At 70.9% G+C, this 13,244-nt stretch carries 13 protein-coding genes and 1 pseudogene; 2 read left to right on the top strand and 12 right to left on the bottom strand.

The genetic code is table 11. The features are described 5' to 3' along the window. Positions 1–93: 93 nt before the first annotated feature. The 5 genes from ACWEBX_RS33415 to ACWEBX_RS33395 form a co-directional block, all read right to left on the bottom strand. Positions 94–1,212: a M14 family metallopeptidase gene (locus tag ACWEBX_RS33415; RefSeq protein WP_451888519.1), complete on the bottom strand. Its 1,119-nt coding sequence runs from the start codon at positions 1,210–1,212 to the stop codon at positions 94–96. Between the two features lie 46 nt (positions 1,213–1,258). Continuing rightward, on the bottom strand, positions 1,259–2,026 hold the full coding sequence (locus tag ACWEBX_RS33410) for a hypothetical protein (protein WP_451888518.1): 768 nt from the start codon (positions 2,024–2,026) through the stop codon (positions 1,259–1,261). An 11-nt stretch (positions 2,027–2,037) separates the two neighbouring features. Further along, complete coding sequence (locus ACWEBX_RS33405; RefSeq protein ID WP_451888517.1) at positions 2,038–2,766, bottom strand: hypothetical protein; 729 nt, start codon at positions 2,764–2,766, stop codon at positions 2,038–2,040. 37 nt (positions 2,767–2,803) lie between these two features. Then, complete coding sequence (locus ACWEBX_RS33400; protein WP_451888516.1) at positions 2,804–3,892, bottom strand: hypothetical protein; 1,089 nt, start codon at positions 3,890–3,892, stop codon at positions 2,804–2,806. 215 nt (positions 3,893–4,107) lie between these two features. Further along, positions 4,108–5,193: a hypothetical protein gene (locus ACWEBX_RS33395; RefSeq protein WP_451888515.1), complete on the bottom strand. Its 1,086-nt coding sequence runs from the start codon at positions 5,191–5,193 to the stop codon at positions 4,108–4,110. A gap of 400 nt (positions 5,194–5,593) precedes the next feature. Between ACWEBX_RS33395 and ACWEBX_RS33390 the strand changes: the two genes are divergently transcribed. Then, positions 5,594–6,151 (top strand): glycoside hydrolase family 25 protein, encoded by a 558-nt coding sequence (locus ACWEBX_RS33390; RefSeq protein WP_451888514.1) that lies wholly within the window; start codon positions 5,594–5,596, stop codon positions 6,149–6,151. 115 nt (positions 6,152–6,266) lie between these two features. Here the strand turns inward: ACWEBX_RS33390 and ACWEBX_RS33385 are convergent, their stop codons facing one another. The 3 genes and pseudogenes from ACWEBX_RS33385 to ACWEBX_RS33375 form a co-directional block, all read right to left on the bottom strand. Next, positions 6,267–6,929 (bottom strand): NADPH-dependent F420 reductase, encoded by a 663-nt coding sequence (locus ACWEBX_RS33385; RefSeq protein ID WP_451888513.1) that lies wholly within the window; start codon positions 6,927–6,929, stop codon positions 6,267–6,269. Positions 6,930–7,147: 218 nt separating this feature from the next. After that, positions 7,148–7,360 carry an EF-hand domain-containing protein gene (locus ACWEBX_RS33380; RefSeq protein WP_451888512.1) on the bottom strand — a complete coding sequence of 71 codons (213 nt, stop codon included), beginning with the start codon at positions 7,358–7,360 and terminating at the stop codon, positions 7,148–7,150. A gap of 59 nt (positions 7,361–7,419) precedes the next feature. Then, positions 7,420–8,365 (bottom strand): annotated as a pseudogene (locus ACWEBX_RS33375) (helix-turn-helix domain-containing protein). Positions 8,366–8,418: 53 nt separating this feature from the next. Here ACWEBX_RS33375 and ACWEBX_RS33370 point away from each other — a divergent pair. Then, positions 8,419–9,054 carry a GNAT family N-acetyltransferase gene (locus ACWEBX_RS33370; protein ID WP_451888511.1) on the top strand — a complete coding sequence of 212 codons (636 nt, stop codon included), beginning with the start codon at positions 8,419–8,421 and terminating at the stop codon, positions 9,052–9,054. Between the two features lie 22 nt (positions 9,055–9,076). On the opposite strand, the gene ACWEBX_RS33365 is transcribed toward ACWEBX_RS33370, so the two are convergent. The 4 genes from ACWEBX_RS33365 to ACWEBX_RS33350 all read right to left on the bottom strand — a co-directional run bounded on the left by ACWEBX_RS33365 (position 9,077) and on the right by ACWEBX_RS33350 (position 13,132). Continuing rightward, the gene (locus ACWEBX_RS33365; RefSeq protein ID WP_451888510.1) at positions 9,077–10,276 is read right to left on the bottom strand and encodes a YncE family protein; all 1,200 of its coding nucleotides are present in this window, start codon (positions 10,274–10,276) and stop codon (positions 9,077–9,079) included. Next, positions 10,276–11,109, bottom strand: a complete 834-nt coding sequence (locus tag ACWEBX_RS33360) for a polysaccharide deacetylase family protein (RefSeq protein ID WP_451888509.1) — start codon at positions 11,107–11,109, stop codon at positions 10,276–10,278. The genes ACWEBX_RS33365 and ACWEBX_RS33360 overlap by 1 nt, the downstream gene beginning before the upstream one ends. Before the next feature lie 406 nt (positions 11,110–11,515). Continuing rightward, positions 11,516–12,019, bottom strand: coding sequence for an ATP-binding protein (locus tag ACWEBX_RS33355; protein ID WP_451888508.1), 504 nt, complete (start codon positions 12,017–12,019; stop codon positions 11,516–11,518). A 345-nt stretch (positions 12,020–12,364) separates the two neighbouring features. Beyond that, a complete protein-coding gene (locus tag ACWEBX_RS33350) occupies positions 12,365–13,132 on the bottom strand; it encodes an enoyl-CoA hydratase/isomerase family protein (RefSeq protein WP_451888507.1) in 768 nt (255 codons plus the stop codon). Between the last annotated feature and the right edge of the window lie 112 nt (positions 13,133–13,244).

Below are 13,244 nucleotides of genomic sequence, written 5' to 3'. Positions count from 1 at the left end.
GCGGCCGGTCAGGCGCGAAGGCGGAGTCCGCGCGGGGTGGCGATGAAGCCCGCTCCTTCCAGGAGAGTGCCGAGGGGCGAGGTCGCGGGCCGGTCAGCCGGGCTCCCCCGGCTTGGCGTCGGCGAGGCCGCTGAGGGCCTGGTCGAAGACCTCGCGCGCCCGCTGGAGAACCCGCTCGCGCCAACGGGCGTCCTCCGCGGGGCAGAAGGCGTCGCGGATCAGCCGCTTGAGCCCGGAGCGGACCGCGTCGGCCGGCGGACGGTTCCGGTGGAGCCAGGCGTCGGCGCACAGCGCCACCAGCACCTCGGGGCCCGGCTGGGTGCCGAACTCCAGGGTGATCGCGGTCAGCCGGCCGCCCGGGCCGAGGCCGTCCGCCACCGCGGTCGCCGTATTGCCGACGATCGGCGTGGAGGAGGACGTGCCCTCCTCGGATGCGGTGAGCGCGTCGCCGTACCAGCGGCGGGCCCGCTGGTGGGCGTCCGCGTCCCGGCCGCCGCGGAAGATGGGCTCGCCGGCCCCGCGGTCGCCGAGCCCGGTGTGCAGGTCGATGTAGCCGACGTGGCCGGCGCCGGCGATCTGCTCGGCGACCACCGTCGCGAACACCCGCCGGGACCAGACCGCGGCACGTCCGCCGTAGAACAGCCCGTCGGGGTGGCGGTACTGGCCCCGGGTCACGGCCTCCTGGAGGTGCTGCGCGCCGAGCCGGCCGCGGAGCGCGGTGAGCTCCGCGACCAGGTCGCCGGGCACGAACGCGGCGGCGTCCGCCGGCACCAGGGTGGGGTGCACGGCGTCGTAGGCGTCGTTGTGCGGCGGGGCGGCGTGGTCGACGAAGTTCCGGTTGAGGTCGACGTTGTCCTCGTTGACACGCCGCAGATACGCGAAGCCGTAGGGGTTGAGGGAGTGGACCAGCAGGACGCCGGTGTCGGGGCCGGCGGCGGCTTTCGCGGCGCCTTCCCGCAGCAGGATGCCGGTCTGGCAGGCCGAACCGCAGAAGCCCTCGATGCCATGCGTCCCGGAGACCGTGACCAGGAGCTTCGCCGGGTCGGGCGGCCCCAGGTAAGCGGTGTCCACGCAGAGTTCGCCGCCGTCGGGCCCGAGGTGCCCCGGCAGGGTGAAGGTCCTCAGGCGCGCGTCCGCCTCCTCCGCGGCGCCCAGGAAGGCGGCGCGGGCCCGGGAGTAGTCGGGGGGAAATGTGTCCGATGTGTCCGCCATCGCTGCCTCGCGTTCCTGGAGGGCCTGACTGCCCGACTGCCTGGTCTCAGCTCCGCCCGGAGGGCAACGGCACCCCGAGGGCCGTGAGGATCGCGTGCGCCCCGGCCCGCGTGGGCACGTTCAGCAGGCACAGCACCCGGTCCCCCGGCTCCGTGTGCTCGGCGAAGTGCCGGTTGGCCTCGGGCACATGACTCAGCGGCCGTTCCCGGTAGAGGTCGAGCGGACGGCCGATGCCCGGGATGACCCCGCGCGCCGGGTCGAACGCGGCCCGGGGGGCGAGCGCCGCGGCCACCTCGGCCGCGAGGGCCTCCTGGCTGTCGTCCTTGCCCGCGAGGTCCGGGTACATGCCGATGTCCGGATGGCCGCTGAACGCCGCCATCGCGCAGTACGCCACGGGGTTGTACGTCTTGAGGGCGATCACCTCGGGGAACGGGCGGCCGTCGGCGAGCAGCCGGGCGAAGTGCAGCGCCCAGCTCTCCTTGAAGACCGTGGCGCCCCGGTACGCGTCCCCCACGAACTGGATCATGATGTGGAGGCAGGGCCGCCCCGACGGGATCTCGGCCCAGCGGGAGGTGAGCAGCGAGACGACCCGGTCGCGTTCGCGGTCCACCCCGACGACGACGTACTCGGCGTCGGTGAGCATCTCGCGGCGGAGGGTGAAGAGCTGCCGGGTGTGGAGTCCCGGCATGGCGAGGACCAGACCGTCCACGATCCATTTCTCGGTCCCGCTCGGCAGCTCCCGGCCGGGCGGCAGGGCCAGTACCTCGACCCCGGACCGCCCGCCGGGCCGTGTGGCTCGGTCGTCGTCGGCCACCGCTGCCCCGCTCAGACCTCGGAGGCGGTGGGCAGCGGGATCTGGGCGTCGCTCTTGCCCAGCACGGTGAGCTGGTGCAGTTCCACGAAGTAGAGCTTCCACAGCCAGTAGACGTTGTGGAGGTGCTCGACGACCTTGCGCTCGTCGTCCTCGGAGTGGACCAGCGTGGACAGCACGCGCCACACGAAGTCGTCGTGGTCGTCGTCGAGGTCGGTGTTGACGTGGGCGCGGGCGCCCTTGACGTTCTCCTCGCCGAGGACGTCGCCCAGATTGTCCAGCCAGTCGGGCTGGGTGCGCGTGGTGACGTACTCGACGAAGTACACGCTGGTGATCAGCGCCATCGGGCTGTCCTCGAACTCCATGCCGAACTGGAGGTATCCGGTGAGGAGTTTGGTGGAGAGCAGGGGTTCCGTGGAGTAGATCTGGTCCTTGGTGACCCCGACCTTGGCGAGGTCGGCGGCGAACAGCCGGTCGTGCAGCATCTCGTCGTCGGTGTAGTGCGCCCACGCCTTGGCCTGCACGGGGTCCACCTTGGTGAAGTACTTGATGGCCAGCGCGTCGACGGTCCGCTTGCGGCGCAGCCTGAGGATCGTCTCGATGTTGTGCCGCTTGTAGTAGTCGAGGTTCAGCTCGGAGGCGTTCTTCTGGTGCTGGGCGTAGGGGACGGTCTCGTAGAAGTCCTTGATGAAGGTGTCGAGGACCGCGTCGACCTTCTTGCGCAGTTCGGAGTTGATCGTCATGGCGTGCTTCCCTCCTTGGGGTCAGTGGCAGTCGGGGTCAGTGGCAGCCGCAGCTCGCGCTGGAGACGCGCTGCATCCGGCCGCGGCGTACCGCCTTGCGGGCGCCGAGGACGGCGGTGCCGTCCGATGTCACCAGTGAGCTGCGGGGGCAGAGGAAGGCCAGGGCGAAGCGCGTGGCCGGCGTGATCCCCAGTCCGAGGTTCACGACACCGCCGGTGGCGCCGTACACCTCGTTCGGGCCGCAGTTCGCCGGGATGATCTCCGTGGTGGTGTTGATCCCGAAGCCGAGTTCCCAGATGACGCGGTAGCGCGGATCGTCGGTGAGCAGCTTCTCCAGCTCCACGGCGGCCGACGTCGCCCCCGGCGTCTGCGGGGTGACGCTCTCGATGCTTCCGGCGGCGACGCGCAGCGTCACGGCGTTGGAGACGAGCGGCGCGAGCGCTTCGAACAGCCTCCGCTGGTCGGCGCCGTCGGCCGGGTCCTGGTGGCGGTGGACGATCGGCCAGCCGCGCAGGGTCAGTTCCCCGTCGAGGCCGAGGAGCCGGGCCTCCGGTGCAAAGGTGGTGATCTCGGCGGCGGTGACGCTCAGTTTGCCCGAGGGGAAGATCTGCTGGTCGCCCTCCTCCAGAACGCCGGCCTGCTGGTTCCAGACGCAGTCGCCGGCCGTGTGGTCGAACTCGGCCTCGGTGCCGGAGACGTCGTCGACGATCGTCAGCCGGTCGCTGTCGCCCACCAGGTCGAAGAACTCCTCGGCCACCTGGGCGTGCCGGGCGACGTCGGTGCGGGCGGCGGTGCGCAGGAAGTAGCGGACGTGTTCGTCGGTCAGCGGCGTGGATCCGGCCGGCAGCACGGCGAGCTTGCGGCCGCCCAGCTCCCGCTCGGTCGGCGAGTCGAGGAACCGCCCGGGGCAGACCGCCAGCACGTGCGCGTCCGCGGGGACGCTCCGCTCGATCAGCTCGCCCAGGCGGATGCCGGGAGGAAGCGTCAGCGGGAGCACGCGGGAATATCCGTCGCCGGAACGCAGGGAAACGAGGTCGCCATGCTGTTCGCTCGTGATCAGACAGAATGTCCCGGCCGGCCGGCCGAACTGGTCGAAGTCGCCCGTCGTGATGTCAAGCGATGGCACGGAGAACTCCCTGGAAGAGAAATACGGGAACCTCACGAGAGGAAAAGGGGAACCCCGCGACGGGGCACGCTCACTGCCCCGCCGCGGGTCGGTACTCAGCCCAGGAGCGTGCCCAGGTAGTTGCGGTTCTTCTGCACCTTGATCTTCTTCATGGGGAGTCACCTCCTGTTGGGTTGATTTCCTTGCGTTCACCCCGGCCGGGTGGTCGTGACCCGCTATGCGAGGGGCACGACCCTTTCCACGGTGGGGTGGTCCGGGTGGCCGATCACCGCGACTCCATTGCTGGTCAGCACGCGGGTGTCGGGAGAGATGATGTCCAGGTGGTACTGGGTGTACGGAGTGAGTCCGAGGCCGAAGTGCAGACATCCCTCGGTACCGCCGTACACCTCGTTCATGGCGTGGTTGCCGGGCAGGATGTCGTGCGAGGTGTTGAGCGCGTGGCCGATCTCCCAGACGATCCGGTACCGGGAGTCCACGGCGAACATCTGCTCCAGCATCGCGACGGCCGGCGCCGCTCCCGCGTCCAGTGCCTGAAGGCGCGTGATCCTGCCGTCCTCGACGGTGGCCTTGATCGCGTTGTCGTGCATCGCCCAGAGCTGTGCGTGGATGCGGGCCTGGTCGGTCCGGGAGAAGGAGGGGGTGCCGTTGTGCAGGATCGGGTAGCCGCGCAGCGTGATCTCGCCCTCCAGGGGCAGCTTCAGCGCCTCGTCGAACTCCCTGATCTCGACGGGCAGCACGCTGATCTCGCCGGAGGGGACGATCTGCTGGTCGCCCCAGTCCAGCGGTCCCGCCTGCTGGTTCCACACCAGGCCCTCGCGCAGATGGTCGAGGGTGGCGCGGGTGCCGTGCACGGGGTCGGCGTACACGAGCTGTTCGGAGTCCTCGGCGAGTTCGAAGAAGGTGTCGCAGAACGCCGCCTGCTCGGCCGCCGAGGTCCGTTCCATCACACCGAGGAAGTGCCGGATCTCGTCGAGACCGGTCGGCGTCGAATTGCACGCCATTCCCATGATCTTCCGCTGCCCGACGAGATCGGGGTCCGGTGATTCGAAGAACCTGTGGGGCGAGACCACGAGTACGTGCGCGGGTTCCGGGATCCTCTTCTCGAGGATTTCCTCGAACCGGTCGCCGGCGTCCAGCGTGATGGTGAGGAATTCCCGGTACGGTGCCGTCTGGACGACTTCGATCCGATCGACCAGCTCGGAATTCGTGATCAGACAGAAGGTGCTTCCGGTGGCTTCACCGAACTGGCTGAAGCGGCCGGGATCAATTGCTATCTGGGCGGACACGATCACTCCCGTCATGACCTTCGCGCGTTTTCTCGCCGTGGTCTCCAATGTGACGGTTCGTGGGGTCCGGTGACTATAGGACGATGGTCCCCGCACCTTTCTTCGGGACTGGTACTTCCGCCTGTGTCGGAGCCTGCCCGCGGTGCTGTACTTTCTTCGGCCTTCTTCTCCCGCCCGAGGGGCCGGCCCGTCGGTCGACGGCCCGGCGTGGGGGCAGCGCGTGCGGACCGGCGCGGGGTGCCGGTCACACGTACGAGCGTGGAGGGGGCGAAGTGCGGGAACCACAAAGACAGTTGTCCCTCGACGGACCGCCCCGTGGACAACGGCGGCCGTTCCCCACGGCCGCCGGGCATCGGTCACCGGGCAGCGCTCCGCGTGACCCGTCCCCCTCCCCCCACGCACGGAGGCTCCCCCCATGCTGCGAGGCATCGACGTCAGCGCCTACCAGCCGTCCGAGTACGGCACCGCCGGCCTCTCCTTCGTCTTCGTCAAGGCGACGGAAGGCCGCTCGTACGTCAATCCCAAACTCACCGCGCAGGTGAGGACCGCCCGCGACGCGGACTGCGTCGTGGGCCTCTACCACTTCCTGTGGCCCGGCAACATCAGCGCCCAGGCCGCCTACTTCGTGAGCAAGGCCCCCGAGAAGGCGGGTGACCTGCTCGCCGTCGACTGGGAGACCACCGGCGACGGCACCCACGCGAGCAACGCGGAGAAGGACCGCTTCATCCGCAGGGTGAAGGAACTCCGCCCGGACAACCGCGTGGTGCTCTACACGAACCGGAACTTCTGGCTGAACATCGACACCACCTCGTACGCGGGCGACGGCCTGTGGATCGCCGACTACGTGACCGCCGGCGAACCGCGCATCCAGGCGAAGTGGCGTTTCCACCAGTACACCTCCGAGCCGGTGGACCGGGACGTCGCGGACTTCGAGACCGAGGCCGCCCTGCGCGCGTGGGCGGGCAGTGCCTAGAGCTCGACGGTCCGCCGGCCGCCCGCACGCCCTGCTCTCCCGGCCGGCGCGCCGAGCCAGGCGGTCGGGTGAGCGTGCGTGGCGGGCCGGTGGGCGTGCGTGGCGGGCCGGCCGCTCAGCCGCGGAAGTCCGGCGAGCGCTCCGGGGACGCCTCCGCGAGTGCCTTCGTCACCGCGTCGCGGCCTTCCTGGAGACCGTAGACGGGGGTGCCGGGCTGCTGGCGCCAGGAGTCGTCGAGGCCGCCGGCGTCGACGGTGTCGAAGCCGAGCTCGTCGATGAGGCCGCGGACGCGCCGCTTCGCCGATTCGTCGTCGCCGGCCACCGGGAGGGCCATGCGGTCGGGGGCGCCGGCCGGACGGGCGCGGTCGAGGATGTCCTGGGCGTAGGTGCCGTTGAAGGCCTTGACGACCGTGTGGCCGATCTGCCGGGCGGTCCAGCGGCTCTCGGTGAGGCCGTCGTCCTCGATCCCGGCGATCCTGCCGTCGCGCTGCTGGGGGTAGTAGTTGCCGGTGTCGATGACGGCGACGTCCTCGGCGGCTCCGTCCAGGATGCCGTCCGGCAGGTTCGGCACGGCCTTGAGCGGGATCGTGACGATCACGACGTCGGCGCCCTGAGCCGCCTGCTCGACGGTGACAGCGGTCGCGCCGGTCTCCTCGGCGAGCGCTCCGAGCGTCTGGGGACCACGAGAGTTGGCGACGGAGACGTCGTGCCCGACAGCGGTGAGCCGCCGGGTGAGGTTGCCGCCGATGTTGCCCGCGCCGATGATGCCGATCTTCATGACATGCCCTCCGAAGTCGATGCACATGCATACGTCTGTCGGGGGACGTCAACTGCGGTCCGGCGCGGCCTATTCCGCGGACGCGGCGAACGGGGGAACGGGCGACCGGGCTCCGGGCTCCGGGCTCCGGGCTCCGGGCTCCGGGCTCCGGGAACGATCGTCACCGAACGGCCGGGATGCGCAAAGGGGGGACCCGTGTCGGGTCCCCCCTTTCCGGGTCACTTGTTCAGGTGGGTCCAGAACTCGTCGAACGAGAGGACCTTGTCGCCGTTGAGGTCGCGGGTGGCGATGACGGCCTCCGCCACCGACTCGGTGACGTTCCAGTCGCCGCCCTGGGCGAGCGCGGCCTTGAACTCGGCCGCGGTGATGAATCCGTCACCGTCCGAATCGATCCGCTCGAACTGCTTGCGTGCTTCCTCGATGTCGGCCACCGACCGCCCCTTCGTCGTGCATCACTGCGTGCGTTACTGCCTTGTGTACGGAGGTCAGATTAACGGTCCGCGTGCGCGTGCAGTGCGGCGAGTACCCAGGCGAACTCCTCACGGTGCGCCGACAGCGGGTCCAGGCCGCGCACCACGGCGCTCAGCTCCCGGAAACGGGCCACCTCGGCATGGGCCGCGGACTCCACGCGGGCCGGCACGGAGGCCCGGTCCGCGTCGCCGAGCAGACCGCTCAGCACCGTGTCCGCCTCCGGGCTTCCGGGGTCGACGCCCCGCTCCAGCGCCTCGCCCGCGAGGTGCACCAGCCGGCTCATGAACCACAGGAAGGTGCCCGGCGGCACGTCCGGCCCCCGGTCCTCCGCGTTGAACTCGATCATCTCGCGCATCCGGGCGCGGAAGCCGCGGTCCTGGATCAGCTCGGTCAGCTCCACCCAGGCGTCCACCTGCTCGGGTGTCGGGTCGTCCGGCAGATCACCGACGTGGAACCGCAGCCGGGTACGGATGTCGGGGTCGGTGGTGTCCAGGCCGCCGAAGGTCTCCTCCATGAAGTCGTCGAGGATGCGTCCGCGTTCGGCGGCGGAGAGCCGCGCCAGCTTGTTCATGAGTGTCGTCTCCTGTGCGCTCGCGCCACGTCGTGCCACGGTCGACAGCACCGCCCGGGTCACCTTCAGCTGGGGGCACCCCCAGGCCGTTAGGGCACTGGGGGATGATCTGCGCGTCCAGCGCGGCCACATGCGCGGCCGCCACCTCCGCCACCGTCCGCTCGCCCGCCAGGACCGCACGGACGTCGCCGAGCCCCAGTCCGAGTTCGCGCAGGGTCCGGATCAGCTCCAGGCGGGCCACGGAGCCGGCGTCGTACAGCCGGTAGCCGCCCGCCGACCTGGCCACCGGGGGCAGCGCGCCCTCGTCCGACCAATAGCGGATGGTGCGGACACTCAGGCCGGTGCTCCGGGACAGCTCGCCGATGGTGAGAAGTCCGGTGCCGTCGTCGATCATGTCTGCGAGCCTGGGCCTTCCAGTGGGTGGAGACTCAAGCGGCGGGGGCGGTCGTGCCCGGAACTCTGCGGGACATTCTGGACGACGTGGCCCGGGGGGTCTTCCCGCCGCCCGACGGCGCCACCACCGTCGTACGCCAGCACTGCCCCCGCGACGCCGGCGTCCTGGCCTTCTCCGCGCACTCCGTCGTCTTCACCGACGAGGACGAGGGCTGGGTGCGCGCCGCGCTGGGGGCCCTGGACTGCGACGCGCTCGCGGCGACCATGAACCCGCGCTTCCTCGCCGCGTTCCTGGAGCGGACGGGGCGGGCGACCGACACGGTCGACCTGCTGTCCGTCGCCGCCCCGCTCCCGGGCCCCGCGGCCCTCGCGCTGACGGAGATCGACGACCTGGCCCACCCCCGGATCACGGGGTCCCGCAGACGGCGCGACGGCGTACGGGCGTGGGCCGCCGAGGGCGGGGTCCTGGTCCTCGGACGTGGGGTCGGGGGCCGTCTGGAGGTCGCGCTGGAGGTGGACGAGGGGGTACGGCACAGGGGGCTGGGCCGGGCACTCGCGTCGGCGGCGCGGCACCTGGCCGGCGAGCCGGTCTGGGCCCAGGTGGCCACGGGGAACGCCCGCAGTCTGCGGGCGTTCCAGGCGGCGGGTTACCGGCCGGTGGGCGCGGAGGCGCTGCTTCTGCCCCGCTGAGCGGGCGGAGCGCCGGCGCGGATCAGCGGAAGATTCCGGTGTGGCCGAGTGAGTACCGGCCGGGCTGGGGGTAGACGGCGAGGCCGTGCGGACCGCTGCCGACCTTGATACGGGCGATCTGTTCACCCGTGTGGGTGTCGATCGCGTACACCTCGGAGTTGTACCGGCCGGAGAGCCACAGGACCTTGCCGTCCGCCGAGACTCCGCCCATGTCGGGGCTGCCGCCGTCGGGCAGGTGCCACTTCTTGGTGAGCCGGTTCTGTGCGAAGTCGAAGATGGAGATGGTGCCTTCGCCGCGGTTGGAGATGTACATCTCGCGCGAGTCCCGGCTGACGTACAGGCCGTGGGCGCCCTTGCCCGTGCGCAGCAGGGTCGGCCGGGTGAACCTGTCGCCGTCGAGGATCCACACGCCGTCGGCCATCATGTCGGCGATGTAGAACTTCTTGCCGTCCGGGGAGATCTTCACGTCCTGCGGCATGGCCCCGTGGAACGGCAGCCTCTGCTGGCCGACGACCTTCATCCGCTCGGTGTCGACCTTCAGGAGCTCGCCGCTGAACTCGCAGGACACGATGAAGTAGCGGCCGTCCGGGGAGAAGTCGGCGTGGTTGACGCCGTAGCAGCTCACCGGTTCCGTCTTGACGGTGTTCATGGTGTGCGCGTCGCGGAAGACGAGCTCGCGGTCGAGGGAGGCCATCACGATCGCGTACTTGCCGTCGGGCGTGAAGTAGAGGTTGTACGGGTCGTGCACGTCGACCGGCCGGCCCGCCTTGCCGGTCTTCGGGTCGATGGGGGTGAGGGTGTTGCCCCGGTCGTTGTTGACCCACAGGGTCTTCAGGTCCCAGGAGGGGACGACGTGCTGGGGCTGGTTGCCGACCGGGATCGTCTCGATGACCTTGTACGTCTTCGGGTCGATGACCGAGACCGTGTTGGAGTTGGTGTTGGGCACGTAGACGCGGGACGGGAAGTCCTTGACCACCGGGGAGAGCCGGCCCGGACGGTCGGCGGCGTAGACGTCCGCCGGGTCCAGCAAGGGGGGCATGCCGGGCAGGCCCTGGACGGCCGGCTTCTTCACCGGGGCGGGCCGGACGGCCGCCTTGGTGGTCCCGCGGGCCTGGCCGGCGTGGTCCGGGGAGGAACCGCCGCACCCCGCGAGGAGGGCGAGCGTGGCGAGGGCGGCGCCGGCGGTCAGCACGCGGCGCGGGGAGGAGGGTGGTGTCGGCATCAGCTCAGCAGCTCCGTGGTGGTGACCGCGCCGAGGCCGCGGCGGTCGAGTTCGTGCAGAAGGGCGGGGAGGGCGGCGACCGTGCCGGCGTATCCGAAGTGCAGGCTCACGACGGAGCCGGGACGGACCTCGGCCAGTACCTTGCGGGTGACGGCGGCGGCTCCCGGCGAGGTGTAGTCGAGGGAGTCGACGTCGTAGGAGAGCGTGTGCGGGTAGCCCGCGTCGCGGGCGAGGCGTTGGACGAGGGGGGAGGCCCGGGGGCTGCGGGAGGGCCGGAACCAGGTGCCGATCGAACCGGTGAGCCGCTTGAGCCGGTCCGCGCAGCCCCGGATCTCCGCGGCCGCCTCCGCCGCCGTCATGGCGTTGATGTCGAGGTGGCTCAGCGTGTGGTTGCCGAGGTCGTGGCCGCCGTCGAGGATGCGGCGGGCGAGGTCCGGGTGCTCGTCCAGCCAGGTGCCGACGGCGAGGACGGTGACCCGGGCGCCGGCCTTCTCCACCTCGCCGAGAAGCGCTTTCGCGACGGCGGGGTCGCCCTGGCCGTGGAAGGTGAGAGCCACTCGGGAGGGGTGGGTGCGGGGGCCGTGGGTGATTTCGGGGGGCTGGGCGGGATAGCGGCGGGGGGCGAGCGCGGCGGCCTGGCGGGTCGCCGTGGCGGCGGGGGCGCTGGGCGCGGCCGGAGGCGTCGTGGGCCGGTGCGGGTGGGTTGCTCGCGGGGCGGAGCAGCCCGCGCTCGCTCCGACGGCGAGGGTCCCTGCGGTGAGCGCGAGTCCCGTAAGCAGGGCAGCGCGCCGGGGCGGGGCGGGTGCTGCGTGGTCTTCGGCGGGCGTGGTCACCGGACCATTTAAGGGCGATTCGGCCGAAAAACCGGCGATTGGTCCGGCCGGGTGGTGGTGCGGGTCGCTTCACCGCCTCGGCGTTCGGACCGTACGGGGACGGCGCGACCCGGGAGCCGGGCGGGGATCCCGGGCCGGGCGGAGGACCCCGAGCGGAGCGCGGACCCTCTTTTGGATCAATGGGCAGGGTCTGCGATAGTCGGCGATGCGACCTCCACCCATTGACCCGGGCCACGGTTGTCGCCGGTGGCGCGGTTCACACCCCAATTCGTTCCGCGACATCCCGCAAGCCCCGGCTGCCACGCGGCCGGGGCTTCTGCGTGCCCGGCCGGAGCGGGTCGGCGGTCGGAGTGGGTCGGCCGACGGAACGGGTCGGCGGACGGCGCGGGTCAGCCACCGGAGCGGCTCAGCGGTCGGCGACGCGGATCTCGAACCAGGTGGTCTTGCCGCGGGGCAGCAGGTCGACACCCCAGCGGTCGGAGAGCTTGTCGACGAGGAAGAGGCCCCGGCCGCTCAGGTCCATTTCCTGGACGGGCATGAGACAGGGAAGGCCGCGGGAGGGGTCACGAACCTCGATACGGATCCAGCCGCGGCGGCGGTGCATACGGAGTCCGAAGACGCGGGCACCGGTGTGCCGTACGGCGTTGCCCACGAGTTCGGAGACGAGTAAGACCGCGTCCTCGGTCATCTTCGGGGACTGGCCCCAGTGCCGCAGGACCACGACCTGGGCGAGCCGCCGCGCGGTGGCCGCGGACTCCGGGCGGGACGGCAGCAGCACCTCCCCCTCGGTGGGATTGCCGAACAACTCCAGTGCCTTGAGCGCCCGTTCGTCCTCGACCGCAGGTGTCCAGCGCGCCGCGGTCGCACTTCCGTGCCGCCGCGGCTGTTCCATACCCTCCAGCCCCGCCATGCCCCCCATCATGGCCGTCCGGCGCCCCCTCCGGGGCCGTTCGGGAGGATTGGGCCCCCCGGAACGGGACATTCCGCACCATCCGATTGGCATATGCCAAAGGCAGTTCGGAGATGGCGAGAGCCCGTCCGACCTGCTGGAACGGGCCCGTCGAGGGCAATCACCACCCCTTCTCGACAAGGCTCGCTTAAGGCTGCCTTAAGCCTGCGATAAAGCGCCCCATCGAGGGACGCCCGCCGGACACCGCGTCAACCGCGGGTGGACCGAGAGGGCACGACAGGGGCGAGACCGGCCGTGCCGGCCCGGGAGGCGGACACCGTGTCCCGGGCCGGCGCGGCGGACGGATCAGAGGAACTTCGCCTTGCCGGGGCCCTCTTCCACGAAGCTCCGCATACCCCGCTCGCGGTCCTCCGTCGCGAACAGACCCGCGAACCAGTTCCGCTCGATGGCCAGCCCGGTCTCGATGTCCGTCTCCAGACCCGCGTCGATGGACTCCTTCGCGGCGCGCAGCGCGATGGCCGGGCCCTGCGCGAGCCTGGCGGCCCAGGCGTGCGCGGCGGTGTACACCTCGTCGGCGGGGACGACCCGGTCGACCAGACCGAGCGCCAGGGCCTCGTCGGCCTTGACCATACGGCCGGTGAAGATGAGGTCCTTGGCCTTGGAGGGGCCGACCAGCCGGGAGAGCCGCTGGGTGCCGCCGGCACCGGGGATCAGGCCGAGCAGGATCTCGGGCTGGCCCAGCTTGGCGTTGTCCCCGGCGATGCGGTAGTCGGCGCACAGGGCCAGTTCACAGCCGCCGCCGAGCGCGTATCCGGTGACGGCGGCGACGACGGGCTTGGGGATGCGGGCGACGGCGGTGAAGGAGTCCTGCAGGGCCCGGGACCGCACGACCATCGCGGCGTGGTCCATGGCCTGCATCTCCTTGATGTCCGCGCCCGCCGCGAACACCTTCTCCCCGCCGTACAGCACCACGGCACGGACGTCCGACCGCCGGGTGGCCTCCTCGGCCAGTTCCTTGAGGCGGTCCTGCGTCGCCACGTCCAGGGCGTTCATGGGAGGGCGGTCCAGGCGGATGGTGCCCACGCCTTCGGCCACTTCGAGATGCACAGTCATGGAAGCAGGTTAGTGGCCGTTAACGGCACCGGGCCGGGTGTGCTGAGTCACAGCACAAACACCACACCGTCATTACTCTATACCCAATCGATGGACAGTTTTGAAAAAAACA

The organism is Streptomyces sp. NPDC005070, assembly GCF_053600395.1.
This window is presented reverse-complemented; position numbering and strand designations above follow the sequence as displayed.